Origin of the sequence: Brevibacillus sp. NRRL NRS-603, from assembly GCF_003013445.1 — a bacterium.
Classification (GTDB): Bacteria; Bacillota; Bacilli; order Brevibacillales; family Brevibacillaceae; genus Brevibacillus; species Brevibacillus formosus.
The window spans coordinates 1-19,692 of record NZ_PXZN01000008.1 but is presented as its reverse complement, the minus strand read 5'-3'; the positions used below and the strand labels follow the sequence as shown (position 1 = coordinate 19,692).

The following is a 19,692-nucleotide window of genomic DNA, read 5'->3' as shown; positions in this document are numbered from 1 at the left end:
CCCGGCTTTGCTTCCTGGCATATTATTGCTGTTCTTGACGCAATAACTGATCGAAATCATGTGTCGGAAGCGGTTTGCTGAACAAATAGCCTTGACCGTGGTCGCAGCCATTTTCCTTCAAAGCCGCTACTTGATCGCGCAGCTCAATTCCCTCTGCGATGACATTCATATTGAGACTTTGTGCGATCGTGACAATCGCTTTTACAATCGCTTGACTCTCTTGGTTGTGATGAATGTCGCGAATAAATGAGGCGTCAATTTTGATTGTATCGACTGGCAAGCTTTTAATATAACTAAACGAGCTATAGCCTGTCCCAAAATCATCAATGGAAATTTGGATGCCGATATCCCGAATCTGTTGCAGGACTACCGTCGCCTCTTCCATTTTGACAAAAATACTCTCCGTAATCTCGAGCTCTAGCCAATTAGGAGACAGATTTGTTTCCTGAAGAATATCCTTGATCATCTCGACCAGATCTTTTTGATAGATCTGTCTCGCTGACAAATTCACAGAGACCTTCAGGGTATATCCTTGATCGTGCCAGATTTTATTTTGCTTGCACGCCTGTTTCAAAATCCATTCCCCAAGTGCCAGGATCATCCCTGTCTCTTCGGCGATTGGAATAAAGCGATTCGGCGGAATAATGCCCAGCTCTGGATGCACCCATCTGACGAGCGCCTCCATGCCTGTCATTGCGCTTGTCGCAATATCGATTTTGGGCTGATAGTATATTTGGAACTGCTCTTGTTCAATGGCTTTCCGCATCTCGTTTTCCATCAAGATTCGCTCCAGCGACTTCGCCTCCATCGTCGGATCGAAAAAGTCATAGCCATTCTTCCCGCGTGATTTCACTGTATACAAGGCCGTATCGGCTCTTTTCAACAAATCTTCGGGATTGTCCCCATCCTGTGGGTACAAGGCGATGCCAATGCTGCACGACACGTTGAACACATGACCATCCAATTCAAACGGCCGCTGTAGCTGATACATGATCTGCTCTGCCAAAGCAGTCGCTTCGCTGCGATCTTGCAGCTGGTTTTGCATAATCGTAAATTCGTCTCCACCCAACCTGGCCACAACATCCCCTGGCTTGAGGCATGCCTGTAGACGCTTTGCTGCTTCAACCAGCAACATATCCCCCACATCATGACCGAAAGAATCGTTCACATCCTTGAAGCGATCCAAATCCAAAAACAGCACAGCCAGATTCGATTGGAATCGCTTGGCCTGCATCATTTCCTTGCTGAGCTGTTGGACATACATCCGTCGATTCGGCAGGTCTGTCAACGCATCGTGATAAGCCAAGTGGTGAATCGTCTCTTCGGACTGTTTTCTGTCTGTGACGTCACGGGTAACAAGGAGCAGCTTGGTCACATTTCCTTCTTCATCCATAATCGGATTGATTTTGCTTTCTGTCCAGATCACATCGTTTCTTTGGGTGTTAATCCGGCACTCTACCATGTACTCTTTACGCGTAGAGAAGGCATGCTGAATCGCATAAGCAAAAATATCCCGGTCATCCTCCACAATCCACTCGAACAGGTTATGGATTTCCTCATCAGGAACGGTATGCTCCCATACACGCTTGTGAGACGGGGACAAATAGAGAAAATCCCCATCCAGGTTGATGATGCTGATGATATCCGACGTGTTTTCCGCGATGATGCGATACTTTTCTTCACTGCGCTTGAGCTCGTCTTCCATCTGCTTGCGAGCTGTGATATCACTGCGAATGGACAGGTATTGATAGATTTCGCCCGCTTGATTTTTAAATGGCACGATGGTTGTATCGACCCAATAATAGCTGCCATCTTTAGCGCGATTGCGAATTTCCCCCCGCCAGACCTGGCCAGATCGAATACAGGACCACATTTCTTTAAAAAAGCCTTTCGGATGGTAACCCGAATTAAGAATACGATGGTCCTTTCCAATCAATTCGCTTCGTTCGTATTTCGATATGCGGCAAAATTGCTCATTTGCCCGCAAAATAATCCCCTTATGGTCCGTAATTGCCAAGATCGTGGATTGGTCCAAAGCGTATTTGACATCTGCCAGCTCATTCACAACCATGTTCAGCTCACCATCTTTTTCACGTAGTAGCCCTGCCCAATCTTGGGGTGTCAGTGAAGACATCGTTTGATTTTTCATTTCCATCACCTGCTTTGGATACAGTCAAAAAAAATGATCCTTACAGAAGGATCGTAACGTTCTGAATACAAGTTCGTTCCATTTTACCATGTTTTACCGAAAGATCAACGAGAACAACTGTCGTAGAAATAACATTTTTGCGAAAAAAATGAACCAGTGCATGAAGACTGGCTCACTTTTTTCAATGGGTATGAACGGGCTGCTACCCTTACAATCGCGCAAGAATGCTGCGATTGAGGTCTGTGACAGAATTGCTGCCAGACAGCGCCATTGCGACGTCGAATTCATGGATGAGTGTATCTAACACACTCGCTACGCCTTGCTCCCCGGCAACAGCCAGTCCATACAGGAATGGGCGACCAATCAGGATGGCATTGGCCCCTAAAGCAATCGCTTTAACGACATCTGCTCCTGTACGAACGCCACTGTCGAGCAAGACAGGTATTTTGCCAGCTACTACCTCGGCAATCGCTGGCAACGCATCCAGCGTAGAAATAGCACCATCCATCTGCCGCCCACCGTGATTGGAGACGATGATTCCATCGACACCATGGTCTAAAGCAAGCCGCGCATCATCCGGATGCAAAATGCCTTTTACCAAAATCGGCAGACGGGTATGCTCACGCAAAAAGGCGATATCGTTCCAATTGAGCGCTGGATGATAAATGTTTTTCAACACTTCCTCCACTGCATTCTCCGGCGTTACCTCTGGGAGCCGCGAGCAAAAAACAGGGTCTGTCAAGTAATTCGCCAGTCCTCTTCCTTCACGCAGTGGCGAATACCCGTTGCGGAAGTCTCTGCGCTTCCACCCTAGCATGACGGTATCTACCGTGAGGACAATGGCAGAATAGCCTGACTTTTCCGCCCGTCTGACCATGCTCGCAGAAACCTCTCGATCGTTCGACCAATAGAGCTGGAACCAGCGATAGGCATCGCCCATCACTTCTGCAATCTGCTCGAGTGAGTGAGCAGAAACTGTACTGGCTACGAACGGCACTCCAGCTGCTGCTGCCGCTTTGGCAGACGCCAGCTCTCCATCGGGATGTGATATCGTCTGCATGCCTACAGGTGCCAAGAAGATCGGTGTGCGCAATGCTTGATTGTACATCGAAATACCGAGCGTGCGATTCGTTACATCCCGCATCATCCGCGGAATGATCGCCCAACGGGAAAAAGCTGTCCGGTTTTCTACCAGCGTTTCCTCTGCCCCTGATCCCCCGGCAACGTAATCAAATGGCCCATCCGGCAAAACCTCTCGCGCCTTTTTCTCCCAATCCTCAATGGAAATCGGCAGTGCCTGCGTCTCCTTGTTCACACGTGTAAATAAGAGTGATTCCTCATTTGTTTTCGTCATCTGGTTTGCTCCCTTTCTGCGATCGTCTTTCATCTTTTTTATCTCAATTCACATAAATTCGCAATAGTCTTAATCTCAATTCTATTATCGAGCTTGTCCACTTTCACACGCTGCCTTTTTCAAGGCTACCTTTTCTTTTTGCCTTTTCGGGCTGCGCGACGGCCCCGTTTCTTTGTCTTCCCTGTCTTCATCGTCTTCATTCCAGCGGCTCCTGAACCCACCCATGTATTGGTTTGACTATTTTCATTGATGACCTTCACTACGTTGCCGCTATTGTTTCCACCCGAACCGGAAAACGATTTGGTTACGCTTTTCGGAGAGTTGTTTGCCGTATCGCCAAAGTTGATATTCCCGACATTATTGGTAATGGTCACCGTGCCTACAAAAGTCGGCAAAACTCCTCCCTCCCCGTTGCGCTTATGGCTTATTCCCATCATATTCGAATCGTTTTGCGCCCGCTTGGACGATGGTGTAGGGCATTTGTCCGATGCGGTCTTGTAAAAAAAATCTCCTCGAGTAGACAAATCTACGCGAGGAGAAAGACACATTTTATTGCGCAGTATAACCGCCATCGACCAGCAGGCTTGTCCCTGTGACGAAGGAGGCATCGTCGCTGGCAAGGAACAGAACAGCCTTAGCCACTTCCTCTGGTTTACCCAAGCGTCCCATCGGATGCAACCCGATCAGGTGCTCATTCAAAGCTTCATTGCGCCCAGCAATCAGAGGTGTATCAATGTAGCCCGGGCAGACCGCATTGACCCGAATCCCTTGCTTGGCATACGTAAGTCCCAGCGTCTGGGTCAGGAGCTTCACGCCTCCTTTGGCGGAAGAGTATGCTGTCACACCTGCTTTTCCGGCATGGCTATGGATCGAGCCGCAGTTGACAATCGCGCCGCCAGTACCTTGCGCCAGCATTTGCTCGATGACGTATTTATCACACAAGAATACGCCAGTCAGATTGATATCAATCGTTCTTTGCCAGTCATCCATGCTCAACAGATGACCAGGTGCGTCTTTCGCGATACCTGCGTTGGCAAACAAAATGTCTACCTTTCCGTACTTTTCTACAGTGGCGCTCACCATGTTTTTCACTTCTTCTTCTTTCGTTACGTCTGTTTTCACGAACAACGCATCGAAGCCCGCTTGATTCAGCTCTTCCGCTAATTCATTTCCACGTGGGGAAAAGTCTGCAATCACCACTTTCGCCCCTTCTTTTGCGAAGAGACGGACTGTCGTTTCACCGATTCCACTTGCTCCACCTGTTACGATAGCTACTTTTCCTTCGAGTCTCGTCATTGTAAATACCTCCATTCGTTATGTCTCTTGTACCTGATCTCTTGCCTTGCTTTCATTATAGGACTCTTTTATATTTAAAAATATGTAAACATACTTACTCTTACTTAAGTACGACTAAAGGGTGTGATGTTACCAAATGCATCTGGAACAACTGGAATATATTGTAGAAATAGCGAAGGCAGGCTCCTTGACCAAAGCCGCTCAGAACAAGCATATCACCCTCTCCGCCATCAGCCAGTCGCTCTCCAGTTTGGAAGCAGAGCTAGGCGTTACTCTTTTTTCACGTTCGCGTCTCGGAGCGGTACCGACCCCTGAAGGGCGCCTCATCATCAAAAAAGCGTTTGAAGCATTGGGAAAGATCCAGGAAATCTGGGAGGAAGCACAAAACTATACGAACACGTTGAGTGGAGAGCTGAGGCTGGCAACGATTCCCGGTCCCATGAATCTTCTGGTCGATGCCGTCGCGAGCTTTAAAAAAGATTACCCTTACATCCGTACCGAAATTGCCGAAAAAGGCACACAGGAAATATTAGAGGACATTCTTCATGACAAGCTGGACATTGGTCTGGTCATTATCCACGAGAACTTGGTCAAAAAGAGCGAAGGCCTCGGCTTGGTCTTCGAACAGCTGCTGGAGGGTAAAATGGTCGTTGGTGTGGGTAAAAACTCGCCGCTTGCCTACCAGGATTCTGTCACACCTGAAGAGCTTCGCAACCACTCCTTCGTCCTGTACAACGACGACTACGTCAAATGGTTCGTAGAGGATTTTGCCGCCACTTATGGTCCCGTCGACATTTTGTTTACGTCGAACAACACAGAAGCGCTCCGCAATGCAATCCGGCAAAATCTCGCGGTAACCATCGGACTGGACTACTCTTTTATTCATGAACCTCATTTGCAAGACTCCGATTCAATTACGCTTGATCTGGATATTCCTTATCAACAACCCGTCTATTATGGGTGGGTGCGCTCGGAGGAACGGCATTATTCCCGTATTTCCATGAACTTTATCAATCGACTCCAATACGATTTGAAAAGCAAGAAATACCCACCCACTCCTTAGCAGAAAAAGGCTGCCGCTTCATTTTCGCGGACAGCCTTTTTCAAATCGTTTCCTACTGCGCCGGAGCAAAGAAGGCTTGTTTATCGTTCCCTTTCATAATCAGCGCTGATCTGGCCTTCACCACTTGCCCCTCATACGTGAAATCTTGCTCAGAGAAGTTGGCGATCACTTGCAGATCCTTCCCATAAACCGACTTTTGCACGAGCCTGTCCTCGGACAAGACGCGATAATCAGTCATTTCTTGCTGCACCGCTTGTTTATGGAAAGGAGACCACACCTTCAAATAGTTCGTGATCAATGGCTGGTTTGCATCCCACATTTTTTTATCCAAATGATAGAGCGGCGGTACATTGTAAAGCAGCTCCTTGAGCATACGGGTGCCGACTTCATCCTTGATCTTCAGACTGCCCCACTCCCAGTGATGGCTCGTAATCACCGCGTTATTGTACACGAGCTTGTACAGTGGCAGAGAATAGGCAGGATCAATGTATACATGACGATACTCTTCCTTGATCGGAACCTGTTTGGCGTATCGTTCCGGAATCTCTCCTGCCTGGGACCAGTAGCCTCCTACATAATACGGGCTCTGCTTGTTTTTTCGCATGTCAGGATCTGCCCATTTGATGACAGGCGTCTCAATGCCATGGGCATAGGCGATGCTTCGGCTAGCGAAGTCATTTCCAGTCTCAGACCCGATGACCAAATTCTTTTCATCGCGAATATAGTCCATACGCGCGAGCTTCGCCTTCATATCCTCTGCCTCAGTCGTCGTGTGCTGTGGCGAATAATCATCGTTGAAATCTCCTGCTGCATCCACATCAATAAACCACGAGTTAAAAGCGACATCGTTACTCATGATTTCATCCATGCGCTGTTTGACACTTGGCAGCGAAAGCGTCGGATTCAGCAATCTGCCCTGCTGGAGAAAACCAGCTTTTTTCTCTCCATTTTTCTTCGAGATCGTCGCCTTCTCATACAAGCTCTTATCCTTGAAAATAGCCGTGTTCCAATCGGGATTTTCTTCCTGATGAATGGAATGGTAGGAATCGTAGCTGGCGATCAAATAGCCTGTCTCATTCGCCTCTTGGATGAATGAAGGCTTCATGTAGGCAGCCGTCCAATCCGGCAAACCGATCCATGCCTGATCAATCCCTGCCGCTTTCATTTCTTTCAAGAGATCAGTAGAGTCGGCATTCCCCCACTGTTCCACAGGTGGAACGACATCTTGGAGAACACTTTTCAGCACCTTTTTGTTCAAGTCGTACAGCTGTGATTCCGTCAACGTGTCGATCCCTTTTCTAAACGATCTTTTCACCTCTTCATCGACATGTGGAAATAGCTGCGGATTGTAAAACTCACGGGAACGCAAAGCGTCATTCAACCCGCTGAGGATCGCTTTCTTTTGATAATCCGCGACGTAATCCTGCTTCTGAATCTCGCGGAATTGCTGGATGCTCTCTTTTCCATCCACCCCATTGGAAACCAAGATTTGCTCAAGTGCCCCGATGAAGCTCGCATTCAGCTTCGTTTTCAGTGCATTCCATTTCACATCGTTGATTGATAGGAAGCTCTTGCTCCACAAGTAAAAATGAGGAGCGCCGTAAAGCTTTTCGATATTCGGATTGGCTTTGGCTTTTTCAGCCAGGGTCAGCAGTTCTCCCTGCTCCTTGACATATTGCTTGTAAACACCTGCTACGCTAACAGGATCGTTGTCTGTGACATACAAGCGGAACCCGTAGGTCTTGTCTGGATTAATCGTGGGGAACTCGTGCGAGAACGTAAACGCAATCGTCGGATCAACGGCAAAATCGACGGTGTTGTTAAACAAATTGTCCACGACGTACATCAACGCATACTTGCTCTTGTTCACAGTAAAAAAGCGCATGGAAAAAGACTCAGCAAAGCTAAGACTCTCTTCTTTTAAAAAGGACTGCCACTTGCTGTCAACAGCTGGAATCCATTTCCCCTCGCCCAAAGGCAGCATGTAGCTTGCTCCTTTTACTGTCGGCCAGAAAAAGCTCTCTGCTCCTGTGGAAGTCAGGGTGATTTGCAAATGATCCTCTTTCTTTTCGATCGAGACATCCAGTTGATCGTCAGGGTAGCTCCAGACAATCTCTTGTTGACCTTTCTGTACATTCGTTACCTTGCGCGCAGGCATCGGCTCCGAAGCACTTTCCTTCACTCCGTCTCTCTCGACAAATACTTCAAAGGTCTCCGGCTTCACATCAAAAGTAAAATCTGCATGCTGCTTCGTCTGTCCCTGCTCGGTAGCAAGGTTGTTCTCACAACCAACGACTACTTGGAGCATCAGTACAAATACCAGTAGTAAAATCCCTGTTTGTTTCATGAAATCCCCATAAATCGAATCACTATGTATATCGTATCACGATGTTTTTGTGTAAAAAAAGCCAAAGCCTTTGCCAAGGCCGCCTCACATCTGTGCGACCTCGCTAAATCAGAAGGCTTTTTCGACTCTGATTCTGTTGTTACGACGTTGCAGACAAATCATCATCGTATGGGATGCTTTTCCGTCGCCTGTAGATGAGAGTCGCTCCTAATCGGAACATTCCGTAGCCAATGAGTCCCCCGAGTACGTTTAGCAGCAGATCATCAACATCAAAACTGCCTAACGATAACAATAGTTGCAGAGTTTCAATGATGAGACTAACAAAGAGCGTGAGAAAAAATACCCGATGAATGTTTTGGAATCTAAGGAATAGCAGTGGTACCAGCAACCCAAGCGGCACGAACAAGATGACATTTCCAGCCAGATTGAACACCAATATATCAACGTTGTATTTGTCATAACGGTATACGTAATCTACCAATGTATGAAATAGGTTCGTGTTTAGAAACGGCTGACTGTACTGCGAAGCGCCATATGCAAGCATCCTTTCCTTCCATTCAACCATAAAAGCTCTGCTTTCCCATCGCTCAGGCGACAACAACAAGTAATAGCTGAGGACGGCTACATACATACAGAATAAGCTCATGACCCATTTGCGGAAATATTTATCAATGAGCGGCATGGATTCAGACAGTTGCCGACTGATTGCTCCCGTAGGCCCGAATCGTTGAAGGGTCAAAGATACTGCTTCCTTTTCTTCATAGCCTTCTTCAACGAGCTCACTTTTCATGCTGTTCAAATGATCCATCAGCTCATCTTTGACATCCCGCTTTTCCCATTTCGAGCACGGCAAGCGACTGACAACCTGCTCTGCATATTCTTCGAGCTTCATTCGTTTACTCACTTCCCTTATTGCACAACATAATGAGTCGGCTTAAGCTCTGCCAATCCTTCATCTTGTCTTGAAGAAGCCCCTGGCCCGTCTTGGTAATCCGATAATATTTGCGGCGTCCGCCTTCGTTGGCTTCCCCCCAATAAGACTCCACTGCCTTTTGCGTCTCCAGTCGTTTTAGGGCAGGGTATAGTGTGCCTTCACCGATTTCATACATCTCATCGCTTTTATCGCGAATCTTCTTGGCCAACTCATAGCCATACTGATCTTTTTGTGCGATTAGCGAGAGAAGCAATAGATCAATGCTTCCTTTCAATAACTCCTTGTTCACAAAAGCATCTCCTCCCCGTGACATGCCTAGAGATTATCACACTATACCTCGTGATACAAGGTAATTTATCAAAGAAATTTTCATATTACACTTTTGGTTCTATGTAATTATTGACAATAACAAAATAGGTAATATAGACTATATTCGACAACATTTTTCATGAGTCTACATACTTTCGGATGATCATTCTTTTCTATACACAACCAGATGATAGGTCCATAGAACGAAACAAAAAGAAGATTTTCACTTTTTTGGAGCAGGTTACTTTTCATTCGTGACTTCATTCTCTATTACAGGAGGCACTTACATGCTTGCCGACTTTCCAATGATCGTTCTAAATACGGTTCTCTTAGCCTATTTTGCAATCGGTGTGCTATTTTTGTATTCCGAATCCAAATTTTTGCGTAAAATGAAGACACGTAGAAATAGATAAGCTGATTTTTAGATAAAGGAGTTTGCACGAACATTGAGATCCCTTTTTCGCCAATTTCTGCCATGTCAGAACCAACCCCAAGAAATTACCTACAAGGAACTGGATTCGAAATTGATCAAAGCTGCTCGCTACGATCTGGATGCAAGCCACCTCTACATCCGTTTTCACGATGGACGCGAGGTCGTTTACTGTCGGGTCACTCCTTACGCTTACAATGCGTTTTTAAATGCTGATTCGTTCAGCGATCATTTTCATTCGTTTATCAGCCAACGGTACTTGAACTATCAGGTGATGTAGCCTGTCTATACAAAAATGCCCTCAGTCTGTCTTCTCGACACTGAGGGCATTTGTTATTGATCTTCACTATTTTAATGCGCGATGCAAAAAAGATTTGGTCCGCTCAAATTTAGCGTTTGTAAACAATTGCTCAGGTGTCCCCGACTCTACGAATTCCCCTTTGTCCATAAACATGATTTGGTTCGCCACCTCGCGCGCGAATCCCATCTCATGCGTTACAACCATCATCGTCATATGCTCCTGGGCAAGCTGCTTGATGACTTGCAGGACCTCACCTGTCAGTTCGGGATCAAGCGCAGACGTAGGCTCGTCAAACAACAAGATTTGCGGGTTCATCATCAGTGCTCTGGCGATCGCCACACGCTGCTTCTGTCCGCCTGAGAGCTTTGCTGGATACGCGTCTGCCTTATCAGACAGGCCGACCTTTTCCAAGAGCTCTGCACTCTTTCTTTGGATGTCCGAAGACGCCTCACCTTTGACTACGCGTGGTGCGATCTCCAGATTTTCTTTTACTGTGAGATGAGGAAACAGATTAAAATGCTGAAAGACCATGCCCATTCTCGATGTGATCTGCTTGATTTCTTGATTGCCGGCATAAACGCCGTCCTTCACCAAATAATCATCCTGCACACGAATGCTGCCACCATTCACCTGCTCCAAATTGACCAAGCTGCGTAGCATTGTGCTTTTGCCGGAGCCAGATGGTCCAATTACTGCCACGACTTCGTTCTTTTTCACTGAAAACGAGACATCTCGCAAAACTTCCTGATTGCCAAATGATTTCTTTAGATTCGATACTTGAATGATATCCATATTGAGCCAGCCCTTTATTCGAATTTGAACCTTTTTTCCAGCCACTTAAAGAACAACGTCAACAATAGCGTCATCAACAAATAAATGATTCCGGCAATAAAAAACGGAACGATGGTAAAGTCGCGATTCACAGCCGTTTGTGCAAAGTGAAGCAATTCTGGAACAGCAACCGCATAGAGCAGTGCTGTGTCTTTTACGAGAGTAATTGATTCATTTGCGACGGCAGGCAAAGCCACGCGAAACATTTGCGGCAAAATGATCTTATTGGTTGTCTGCCATTTGCTAAAACCGAGGACCTGCGCCGCCTCATACTGTCCCTTGTCGATTGACAGCAGTCCTCCACGGAAAATCTCCGCGAAATACGCTGCGTAGTTCAGCACGAAGCCGACACATGCAGCGACGAACCGATCCATCACCAAATACTCTCCCACTACGGGCAAGAGAGGCAGCCCGAAGCAAATAAACAACAGCTGCAATAAGAGAGGCGTCCCACGCATCACATACACATACGTATGCGCGAGCCAGGCCAGCGCCTTATTATTGCTTTTTGCCATTAAGGTGATCAAAAAACCTAATGGAATGGAAAGCAGAATGGCGATGATAAACAACAGCACCGTCATCTGCGCCCCTTCTAGCATGGGCTTCGTAATGGAGAGAATGTAGTCTACGCTCATCTTGGTATGCTCCTAATCCTGAAAATAAAAGCGTGGCTTCGCCAATCAAGCGGCGAAGCCATCGCTGTTCTCCTTATTTCAATACACGATTTTCGCCGAACCATTTTTCCGATATTTTTGCAGCTGTACCATCCTGATTCAACGCATCCAGTGCTTTTTGCAGCTCATTCAACAATGCCTCGTTGCCTTTTTTGACGCCTACTCCATATTCCTCAGGGGACAGCGATTCTTCCAACTTCTTAAAAGTACCCGGTTCTTTTGCCATATAGTAATCAGCCACAACCTGGTCGATGACAACTGCTTCTACACGACCGATCTTCAAATCACTCAGTGCCAGCACGTTATCAGGGAACTCGGTAATCGATTTGACCTGATTTTTGATATCACTCGCATTAATCGCGTCAGCTGCGGAAGACAGCTTTTGCAAACCAATTCCTTTACCGGCCAAGTCTGAGAGCTTGGTCAAGTTGCTATTTGCCATCGTGACCACTACTTGTGCGTTTTTCAGATAAGGCTTGGTAAAAAGAACCTTCCCTTTTCTTTCATCTGTTATCGTATATCCATTCCAGATCAAGTCAATACGACCGCTGTTTAGTTCAGACTCTTTTGCACTCCAATCGATTGGTTGAAACTCGACTTGTTTTCCCATTTTTTCGCCGGCTGCACGCGCAAAATCAATATCAAAGCCAACTAGCTCATTTTTCTCATCCCTAAATCCCATTGGTGCAAACTTATCATCAATTCCGATGATCAGCTTGTTCGCGTCAGCGCCAGTATTTGTGCTGGAACAGCCCACTACCAATGAAACCATCGCACTCAGCAACAATGACATCCATGCTATTTTCTTCATCGTGATGATCCCCCTCGTTTCCCTACTCTATGTTTTACTCCGATAAAGTGGTAATACGTTAACAAGGTATCATGATAGCACATTAGCAAGAAATAGTCGATACTTTACTAAACAAAAGCACCTTAGAAATATACGCCAAATGATTGAGAAAAATGCCCCACTAGCAAATGCACGTCTTTTTCTTTTTTCCGACACTCCCTCGTTCCTCTATCTTTTTGATATACTCCGTAGCCAACGGAACCTTGCACGCTGTCTGTCCGACGTCTACATGTACTTTGCCAATCGCTGCGGCCACTTCCAGCGCTTCCTGATGAAGTTCCGCTACATACGCGCCTACTGAAATAACGAATTGATTCATGGTGTACCGCACACGATTCTGTTCCTGATGAATCGTCTCGTTCACTCTCATGAGGAGCCGTTTGATTTCTTCTTTATCCAGCTGTTCGTCGGGGGTAATCGACAAGTAGTTCGAATACGTGTTCCACCCACATGTGGCTACCATCTCTTCCTTTGACTCGATCCATTCTCGTGCCAACTCCATGGCAAAATGGCTCTCAGCGGCTACACTCGCAACCGTATACTCGGCGGGCGCGTACCAAGAGGCTTTCTTGACCCAAGACTGCAGCCGCTCTTTTGTCATGCTCATTGGGTCAACCGTCAATCCGGCCAAGTACATGGCGTCGTAGTTTCCCGTATCGTACAGCGCCTGAACGAGCTGCTGATCACGCTTTACCTCCTTGACCAGCTTTTTCATATCACCGACTCGCACGCCAAACAAAGGCTCTTTCGCCCCATGCCGCAATAACGTTTTTTTCGTCTGTTCAGTCCCCATCGCTTCGAGCTTCTGCATGACTTCTTCCAGCGTCATATTGCCACCCTCCTTTTCTTCTATTAATAGAATAACCAATTGAGCTCCTCCAACACGAAAAAGCCCTCCATATGCAAAGGAGAGCTTTTTCGTGCTAGAGCTTGACACTCTTTTCCTATTCTTATTGTTACGCCTGATTGCGTACTCTGATATACAAAACATTTCTCACGTTAATGACAACATCATCATACTGGAGCCATCCGTCGTTTTGATTAGCGACCATTTGAATGATCTCTTCCGGTTCCGTCGTTTCGATGCTAATCATTTCACCGCCTCCGGAAAAGTAAAATTGAATCACTTTTACTTCCTTCATCAAAATCCCCTCCTATTCCTTCTAGTTATCGGATAGTTGGAAAATTTTTGTTACGGGTGATTTTTATGTATACTTTTACCATTACCGCGAAAAGGAGTTTGTTGAAATGCCGGATTCGGTACACACGAGAAAAGGAGCAAGTAAAGCCTCACTCATCCCTGACAATGTATTAGCACTCCTTCATGCTGGAGAATTAGAAAGCGTCAATTTGACTGAATGGCAGGCTGTTAATCATATTCATTTGGTACGAATCGTTCTGCCTCATGTTACATTAGGCGCGTATGTCCCTCAACTTGTTGGTCAGCTAGAAGAGACCGGATCAACGAGCGGAATGAAAGCTATCCGTCTGATTGGACAAGAACTGCTTGCGATCTTACACAAATCGGGTGAACCCACAGCTACGGCTCCTGTTTTCCTATCGTTGGCCAACCACAAGTCAGACAGTGTGCGTTGCTGGAGTGCCTATATTATCGGCCTGGACAACACCTTATCTCTAGAAGAAAAACTAGCGCAAATAAAAAAATTCGCGGCTGATCATCATTTTGGAGTGAGAGAGATCGCATGGATGGCGATTCGAGATTCTCTCTTGCATGATCTGAACCATTCCATTCAACTCCTGAGCGAATGGGTACTTGATGCCGACGAAAATATTCGCCGCTTTGCGATAGAAGCCACACGCCCTCGAGGTGTCTGGTGCAAGCATATTGACGCATTGAAAAATGAGCCCGCTCGCTGCCTGCCTTTGCTCACACCAGTGAAGTCAGATCCATCCAAATATGTTCAAGATTCTGTAGGGAATTGGTTGAACGATGCGAGTAAATCACAACCAGACTGGGTGACACAGCTTTGTGACGAGTGGCTAAAAACCTCTGATACAAAGGAGACGAAAAGAATTGTCACAAAAGCGAAAAGAACGATCCTGAAGACCCAAACTGAACAGAAATGATGAACCCAATTACACATTTATCCCAATTTTATTTGTTGAATTCATTATCCGAGGAAAGTTTGCGCTTAATTGATCAATTAACCTCTCTAACCCCTTTTCCCAAAAATACGTGCATTCAAACACCAGAAAATTTTTCAGAGGGCTTCTACTTCATCAAACAGGGGAAGGTACGTTTATATAAAGTAAATCGGGATGGTCGGCAGTTCACATTCGATATCCTCGGGGAAGGCAATGTGTTTGGAGAAGTGGATCTCCTCTCATTAGGTACAAGAGAGATGTATATAGATGCCATCGAAGACTGCCTCATTTGTAAAATGAGCAAAGCAAAATTTGAAAGCTACCTCATCGAACATCCTCAACTGATGATGAAGATCATGAAGATCATTAGCGATAGAATGGTTTCGATCAGTCAAGCAGCCGAAAATCTTGCCCTTCTCCCTTTACAAGATCGCATTATTTCCACGTTGGTAAAGCTCGCCGATCAATTTGGCAATGCTAACAGTTCGGCGTTTCAACAAATTGACTTACCTCTCTCCCATCAAGAACTCGCCAATTTTGTTGGGGCATCCAGGGAAGCAGTGACGGTAGCATTACGTGCTTTAGCAAGAGAAGAACTGATTCAAACAGGCTTTAAATCCATTTCTATTCAGCGGGACAAAATTTTGAAGAGAATGTAATCCAGTTTACATCTTTCGCTCAAAAAGAAAGATATCGTAAAGCTATGGCTTCTACTATTCTTTCGAAAAAGAGGGGAACGACATATGGATAAACCACATTTTCAGAGCCTGCGCGAAGAGCTAGATTTTACAACCATTCAAATAGCAGACTTCCTCACCCGTGAAGTAACAGATGCATTTACAAGATCAATCGAGGAGCTGCGGACCTCTGGACACGCAAAGGGCTTGCCCCTTGGTTCGATTGCGCCTGATTTCACATTGAACGATCATGCTGGAAAGAACATTACCTTGTCGGAAGAAATCGTAAAAGGTCCTGTCGTCCTCACATTTTTCCGTGGATCATGGTGCCCCTATTGCAATTTAGAGATGCAAGCGTACCAAAAACAGATCGATACAATAAACTCACTGGGTGCCCAATTGTTTGCCATAAGTCCACAATCTCCTGCACACTCTCTTACTATGCAAGAGAACAATCGTCTGAGCTTCCCCGTTTTATGCGATACCAATAATCAGGTAGCAGAAAAATATGAACTCAGATTCAGACTGCCTGAATATTTACATGATACCTACCAATCATTAGATATCGATCTCACTCGTTTTAATCATGAAGATTCATGGACACTCCCCATACCTGCTACTTATATCCTCGATAAACAGGGCGTAATCCGGTCAGTATCCTTAGATCCTGACTACAAAAAGCGAATGGAGCCTACTGAAGTTATAGACATTCTGCGCACCCTAGCCTAACGCCCTACTCCCTACTTAATGAAGAACCAGTTGATACCGCAACTGGTTTTTTCGTACGTTCTTATATTATGAACAATTAGTTACTTCTCCCTACCAAAACTTGACACAGCTAATACAAATGGCTTATATTTTGCATGATTGTGTCTAGCAAAATTCGACACGTTTTTACAATTTTTGCTAAAGAAATGCAAAAGGCAAAGTCATCGAAAGGTGGCGACGCAAAACCACGGGTCTACAGTCTTCTTTGACCATGATAGCCGGGTTGCCATCATCATGAGACCATTTTCGATGTTGGTAGCTTCGGTTGTTCCATTTCGATGGAATGGCCTTTTTTTGTGTTGACATTTTTGAAAGGAGGATGAAAGCACTTTCATTTTTGCAACGGATGGAAAAACATAACTTTTGAGACGACAAACATACACAACATAGTTCAATCAGAGAAAATGATGGAGTGGAGAAGTTATGTACAAACAAGTAGAAACCGTACAAGAGTTAGCTAAATTTCATGAAATCAAAGAAACAGTATGGACAAGCATGGGCTTCGAGATGGAGTACGCGAAAGAAGGCTCAGCTCTGTTCCTCCTAATCGCCGAAGATGGTGAAGCAGGTGGAACATTTGAAATGACGCCCTTTTCCAAATCAAGTGCTTATATGAAATCACTTTTTCAGGACGTTGTTACAGAAGATATGAAAGTCATGGAGGTAGACAGTCTCGCTGTTTTGCCGAAATACCGCGGACAACTAGGGCAAAAAGGAATTTGCTTGATGATAGATTACGCTGAAAAGCATGGCTATACCCACGCAATCGGGGTAGCAGATCCGACATTTTTTAAATTTATTAACAAGAAATATCAAGTAAAGGCGACTCAGATCAAAGATATCGTATTTTACAAAGGGGCCGATGCTATTCCGACCCTCTTCCATCTCAAAGATGTCTATGACAATAAGCACGATCCGAAATATTCCTGGTACAATTCGTCGTCATCCAATCAAGTAAAAGTCGAGGTAGGTGGGTAACATGGATCACATTGATCTATTGAGAAGAAGAAACAATTGGGTCGTAATCGTATTCGCAAGTATTATTACGGTTGTTCAGATCTTAAACCTCTTTCTAGGCGTACCGTACACATTCGTTCTCACGGTACTGGGTATTTTGTATGGCGTGCTGGCACCTTTTGCTTACATCTCCAATCGCCCGAGCTTGCGGGAAAAAGCAGCGCCCTTCATGAAGTTTTTCAACTTCGCCGTAATCGGGATCTTCATGTTCATCATAGTTGGACTGGACCCGCACATGATCAATATCATGACTATTATGTTCTTTGTAGCAGTTATGGGGATTTATCAAGACCGACTCATCAATATTTTGACGATTGTATCGACATTGGGCATTGTCTCTTACTACTTCCTGACACAAAGAGAAACGATTTTCCATTCGACTAGCAACCTTGATCTAATGTACTTCCTGCTCACCTTCTGCTTCGTCTCTATCACGAGCATGATGCATGCTGTATTCAATAACAAGCTACAAGAGGAAAGTGAGCAACAAAAGCAAGAAGCGATTGCCTCGAAGGAATCGTTACAACGTGTTCTGGATCAGATCAATGAATCACTCACCTCTATGCAAGACTATCAAGAGAATTTGAACAAGGTGACGGACGGTGTAAATGTTCGCGCTGTCGAAACCGTCGCTTCCCTGCAAGACATTATGGAGTCCTTTACGGTCCAGACCAGCAATACAGACGAGCTTCGTCGGGAAATGAGCTCGACGAATTTGCAAGTTGAGGATATGACCCGCTCTGTTATAGAGATGCATGAGTACGTAGAATCTACCAAAGAAGCCACTAGCGAGAGTGGAAAACGCATTGGCAACATCGGCAATGACTTTGAACGATTCATCAAGGACATCCAAAGTACGAACCAGCTGATTCAAGAGCTCAATAAAGAAACCGAATCGATTGGGAAAATCATTCAAACCATTTCCGATATTTCTGCACAAACCAATCTGTTGGCACTCAATGCCACGATTGAAGCGTCTCGCGCAGGCGAACACGGCCGAGGATTTGCTGTCGTAGCAGATGAAGTACGCAAGCTGGCTGAATCCTCCAAGCTATCCTCCGAGTCGATCTCGAGCCTGCTCATGACCATCCGCGAAAAAATGAAACTCGTATCAGATATGATTTCCGAGTCGCAGACTTCTTTTGAGAAAAATAGCGAGGGTATCCTCGAAGTACAAGATATGTTCACCAATGTTGACAACTACATGCAAAACTTCGCAGATAAAACGAAGAACCTGCAAGAGTTCATCGTCCATGTTCACAGCATGATTCAGGAAGTCGGCGCAAAAGTAGAAGTCAACGCAGATATTACCGACAAGAACAAAGAGAGTCTGGAAGAAGTGCTTGTTCTGGTTTCTGAGCAAAAAGACGAAGTCGTTAAGGTTTCAGGCGGCTTTGAGAAAATCGAACAGCAGATGCGTGGTCTCCATAATTAACCTTCCTGCAACCGCCTTTTCAAGGGCGGTTGTTTTCTTTTCTCATTTTGTAACTGAACAGGCATATAATAGGAATATTCTGATATCAAGGATTTGAAAGGAGGCACATCATTGATGGATGCACGAATCGAAACCAAAACGATTCAGACCGATCGATTGCTCGTTTCCTACCTGACAGCAGGCGTACCAGAAGGAGAACCGCTTCTCCTCATTCACGGCAATGCATCAGCCAACTTGTTCTGGGATGATACCATTGCGGCTCTATGTGACGAGTACCGTCTGTATGCACCTGATATGCGCGGCTATGGAGCAAGTGAAGCATTGCCAATTGATGCGACGCGCGGTTTGCGAGACTGGTCGGATGACCTTCATTCGTTTATTCGGGCATTGGACTTGCCAAAGCCTGTTCATCTTGCCGGCTGGTCGTTGGGTGGCGGGATAGCGATGCAGTTTGCCATCGATCACCCGCAGGAAGTCCGCTCTCTGATTCTCATCGCCCCCATGTCCCCTTACGGCTTTGGTGGAACCAAGGATATAGCTGGCACCCCGTGCTACAGCAGCTTCTCGGGCTCGGGTGGGGGAGCCGCCAACTCCGAGCTGGTCAAAAGGATAGCAGCCAAAGATATGGGCAATGAATCTCCCTCCAGTCCTCGCAATGTCATGAATCAGCTTTATTTCAAGCCCCCCTTTCAAGTTGGCCCAGAGCAGGAAGACCGTTATGTGACCGCTATACTCTCTACGAGAACAGGAGAGGACTTTTTCCCCGGTGCATTTGAATATGTAAACGATTGGCCCGGTGTTGCTCCTGGAACGACAGGGATTACGAATGCGATTTCTCCCAAATACGTAAATTTGTCCGGTATTGTCCAGATGGAGCCGAAGTGTCCGATTTTATGGATTCGCGGTGCGGATGATGCCATTGTCTCGGATCAGTCGCTGGCTGATTTCGGTACGCTGGGCAAGCTTGGCTATGTCCCCGGATGGCCGGGGGAAGACGAATATCCCCCGCAGCCGATGGTCTCCCAAATTCGTGACGTGCTTGAACAATATCAGCGCGCTGGTGGTTTCTATCAGGAGATTGTCATGGAAAATGTGGGGCACGCTCCACACATCGAGAAAGCAGAGGAGTTTATAGCGCTTATTAGAAAAAC

At 45.9% G+C, this 19,692-nt stretch carries 20 protein-coding genes and 1 riboswitch; of the genes, 8 read left to right on the top strand and 12 right to left on the bottom strand.

All coding sequences use genetic code 11. The features are described from left to right. Positions 1-22: 22 nt before the first annotated feature. The 4 genes from C7R94_RS03430 to C7R94_RS03415 form a co-directional block, all read right to left on the bottom strand. The gene (locus C7R94_RS03430; RefSeq protein WP_106778472.1) at positions 23-2,149 is read right to left on the bottom strand and encodes a bifunctional diguanylate cyclase/phosphodiesterase; all 2,127 of its coding nucleotides are present in this window, start codon (positions 2,147-2,149) and stop codon (positions 23-25) included. A 208-nt stretch (positions 2,150-2,357) separates the two neighbouring features. Beyond that, on the bottom strand, positions 2,358-3,503 hold the full coding sequence (locus C7R94_RS03425; protein ID WP_106778685.1) for an alpha-hydroxy-acid oxidizing protein: 1,146 nt from the start codon (positions 3,501-3,503) through the stop codon (positions 2,358-2,360). A gap of 125 nt (positions 3,504-3,628) precedes the next feature. Continuing rightward, the gene (locus tag C7R94_RS03420; RefSeq protein WP_106778471.1) at positions 3,629-3,898 is read right to left on the bottom strand and encodes a spore germination protein; all 270 of its coding nucleotides are present in this window, start codon (positions 3,896-3,898) and stop codon (positions 3,629-3,631) included. Positions 3,899-4,052: 154 nt separating this feature from the next. Next, a complete protein-coding gene (locus tag C7R94_RS03415) occupies positions 4,053-4,799 on the bottom strand; it encodes an SDR family NAD(P)-dependent oxidoreductase (protein WP_106778470.1) in 747 nt (248 codons plus the stop codon). Between the two features lie 136 nt (positions 4,800-4,935). Here C7R94_RS03415 and C7R94_RS03410 point away from each other — a divergent pair, with 136 nt between their 5' ends. Then, complete coding sequence (locus tag C7R94_RS03410; protein ID WP_106778469.1) at positions 4,936-5,862, top strand: LysR family transcriptional regulator; 927 nt, start codon at positions 4,936-4,938, stop codon at positions 5,860-5,862. Positions 5,863-5,914: 52 nt separating this feature from the next. Here the strand turns inward: C7R94_RS03410 and C7R94_RS03405 are convergent, their stop codons facing one another. From C7R94_RS03405 to C7R94_RS03395, 3 genes are all read right to left on the bottom strand, one after another. After that, a complete protein-coding gene (locus C7R94_RS03405) occupies positions 5,915-8,209 on the bottom strand; it encodes a glycoside hydrolase (RefSeq protein ID WP_106778468.1) in 2,295 nt (764 codons plus the stop codon). Between the two features lie 139 nt (positions 8,210-8,348). After that, the gene (locus C7R94_RS03400) at positions 8,349-9,101 is read right to left on the bottom strand and encodes a VanZ family protein (RefSeq protein WP_106778467.1); all 753 of its coding nucleotides are present in this window, start codon (positions 9,099-9,101) and stop codon (positions 8,349-8,351) included. Between the two features lie 4 nt (positions 9,102-9,105). Continuing rightward, on the bottom strand, positions 9,106-9,432 hold the full coding sequence (locus C7R94_RS03395; protein ID WP_106778466.1) for a PadR family transcriptional regulator: 327 nt from the start codon (positions 9,430-9,432) through the stop codon (positions 9,106-9,108). Positions 9,433-9,898: 466 nt separating this feature from the next. Between C7R94_RS03395 and C7R94_RS03390 the strand changes: the two genes are divergently transcribed. Further along, a complete protein-coding gene (locus C7R94_RS03390; RefSeq protein WP_106778465.1) occupies positions 9,899-10,162 on the top strand; it encodes a KTSC domain-containing protein in 264 nt (87 codons plus the stop codon). Between the two features lie 66 nt (positions 10,163-10,228). Here C7R94_RS03390 and C7R94_RS03385 read toward each other — a convergent pair whose 3' ends face one another. From C7R94_RS03385 to C7R94_RS03365, 5 genes are all read right to left on the bottom strand, one after another. Continuing rightward, positions 10,229-10,975: an amino acid ABC transporter ATP-binding protein gene (locus C7R94_RS03385; protein ID WP_047070385.1), complete on the bottom strand. Its 747-nt coding sequence runs from the start codon at positions 10,973-10,975 to the stop codon at positions 10,229-10,231. A gap of 14 nt (positions 10,976-10,989) precedes the next feature. Next, the gene (locus tag C7R94_RS03380; RefSeq protein WP_106778464.1) at positions 10,990-11,649 is read right to left on the bottom strand and encodes an amino acid ABC transporter permease; all 660 of its coding nucleotides are present in this window, start codon (positions 11,647-11,649) and stop codon (positions 10,990-10,992) included. 73 nt (positions 11,650-11,722) lie between these two features. Beyond that, the gene (locus tag C7R94_RS03375) at positions 11,723-12,499 is read right to left on the bottom strand and encodes an amino acid ABC transporter substrate-binding protein (RefSeq protein ID WP_106778463.1); all 777 of its coding nucleotides are present in this window, start codon (positions 12,497-12,499) and stop codon (positions 11,723-11,725) included. 160 nt (positions 12,500-12,659) lie between these two features. Beyond that, positions 12,660-13,367: a DNA alkylation repair protein gene (locus tag C7R94_RS03370; protein ID WP_106778462.1), complete on the bottom strand. Its 708-nt coding sequence runs from the start codon at positions 13,365-13,367 to the stop codon at positions 12,660-12,662. A gap of 127 nt (positions 13,368-13,494) precedes the next feature. Then, the gene (locus C7R94_RS03365) at positions 13,495-13,680 is read right to left on the bottom strand and encodes a hypothetical protein (RefSeq protein ID WP_047070381.1); all 186 of its coding nucleotides are present in this window, start codon (positions 13,678-13,680) and stop codon (positions 13,495-13,497) included. Positions 13,681-13,786: 106 nt separating this feature from the next. Here C7R94_RS03365 and C7R94_RS03360 point away from each other — a divergent pair, with 106 nt between their 5' ends. The 6 genes from C7R94_RS03360 to C7R94_RS03335 form a co-directional block, all read left to right on the top strand. Next, entirely contained in the window at positions 13,787-14,626 is an 840-nt protein-coding gene (locus C7R94_RS03360) for a DNA alkylation repair protein (RefSeq protein ID WP_106778461.1), read from the top strand. Continuing rightward, positions 14,626-15,303 carry a Crp/Fnr family transcriptional regulator gene (locus C7R94_RS03355; RefSeq protein WP_106778684.1) on the top strand — a complete coding sequence of 226 codons (678 nt, stop codon included), beginning with the start codon at positions 14,626-14,628 and terminating at the stop codon, positions 15,301-15,303. Before C7R94_RS03360 ends, C7R94_RS03355 begins: the two co-directional genes overlap by 1 nt. 84 nt (positions 15,304-15,387) lie before the next feature. After that, positions 15,388-16,050: a peroxiredoxin-like family protein gene (locus tag C7R94_RS03350; RefSeq protein ID WP_106778460.1), complete on the top strand. Its 663-nt coding sequence runs from the start codon at positions 15,388-15,390 to the stop codon at positions 16,048-16,050. A gap of 183 nt (positions 16,051-16,233) precedes the next feature. Then, positions 16,234-16,320, top strand: a riboswitch (cyclic di-GMP riboswitch). A gap of 192 nt (positions 16,321-16,512) precedes the next feature. Further along, complete coding sequence (locus C7R94_RS03345; protein WP_106778459.1) at positions 16,513-17,067, top strand: GNAT family N-acetyltransferase; 555 nt, start codon at positions 16,513-16,515, stop codon at positions 17,065-17,067. Position 17,068: 1 nt separating this feature from the next. Then, on the top strand, positions 17,069-18,541 hold the full coding sequence (locus C7R94_RS03340; RefSeq protein ID WP_106778458.1) for a methyl-accepting chemotaxis protein: 1,473 nt from the start codon (positions 17,069-17,071) through the stop codon (positions 18,539-18,541). Between the two features lie 114 nt (positions 18,542-18,655). Next, positions 18,656-19,692 (top strand): alpha/beta hydrolase (locus C7R94_RS03335; RefSeq protein WP_106778457.1); only part of this gene is annotated, 1,037 nt, incomplete at its 3' end.

Excerpts from the sequence above, each read along its gene's own strand:
- C7R94_RS03340 (WP_106778458.1), top strand. The coding sequence starts at position 17,069 with ATGGATCACATTGATCTATTGAGAAGAAGAAACAATTGGGTCGTAATC.
- C7R94_RS03405 (WP_106778468.1), bottom strand. The coding sequence starts at position 8,209 with ATGAAACAAACAGGGATTTTACTACTGGTATTTGTACTGATGCTCCAA.
- C7R94_RS03355 (WP_106778684.1), top strand. The coding sequence starts at position 14,626 with ATGAACCCAATTACACATTTATCCCAATTTTATTTGTTGAATTCATTA.
- C7R94_RS03370 (WP_106778462.1), bottom strand. The coding sequence starts at position 13,367 with ATGACGCTGGAAGAAGTCATGCAGAAGCTCGAAGCGATGGGGACTGAA.
- C7R94_RS03410 (WP_106778469.1), top strand. The coding sequence starts at position 4,936 with ATGCATCTGGAACAACTGGAATATATTGTAGAAATAGCGAAGGCAGGC.
- C7R94_RS03345 (WP_106778459.1), top strand. The coding sequence starts at position 16,513 with ATGTACAAACAAGTAGAAACCGTACAAGAGTTAGCTAAATTTCATGAA.
- C7R94_RS03375 (WP_106778463.1), bottom strand. The coding sequence starts at position 12,499 with ATGAAGAAAATAGCATGGATGTCATTGTTGCTGAGTGCGATGGTTTCA.
- C7R94_RS03360 (WP_106778461.1), top strand. The coding sequence starts at position 13,787 with ATGCCGGATTCGGTACACACGAGAAAAGGAGCAAGTAAAGCCTCACTC.
- C7R94_RS03380 (WP_106778464.1), bottom strand. The coding sequence starts at position 11,649 with ATGAGCGTAGACTACATTCTCTCCATTACGAAGCCCATGCTAGAAGGG.
- C7R94_RS03400 (WP_106778467.1), bottom strand. The coding sequence starts at position 9,101 with ATGAAGCTCGAAGAATATGCAGAGCAGGTTGTCAGTCGCTTGCCGTGC.
- C7R94_RS03415 (WP_106778470.1), bottom strand. The coding sequence starts at position 4,799 with ATGACGAGACTCGAAGGAAAAGTAGCTATCGTAACAGGTGGAGCAAGT.
- C7R94_RS03350 (WP_106778460.1), top strand. The coding sequence starts at position 15,388 with ATGGATAAACCACATTTTCAGAGCCTGCGCGAAGAGCTAGATTTTACA.
- C7R94_RS03425 (WP_106778685.1), bottom strand. The coding sequence starts at position 3,503 with ATGACGAAAACAAATGAGGAATCACTCTTATTTACACGTGTGAACAAG.
- C7R94_RS03365 (WP_047070381.1), bottom strand. The coding sequence starts at position 13,680 with ATGAAGGAAGTAAAAGTGATTCAATTTTACTTTTCCGGAGGCGGTGAA.
- C7R94_RS03385 (WP_047070385.1), bottom strand. The coding sequence starts at position 10,975 with ATGGATATCATTCAAGTATCGAATCTAAAGAAATCATTTGGCAATCAG.
- C7R94_RS03430 (WP_106778472.1), bottom strand. The coding sequence starts at position 2,149 with ATGAAAAATCAAACGATGTCTTCACTGACACCCCAAGATTGGGCAGGG.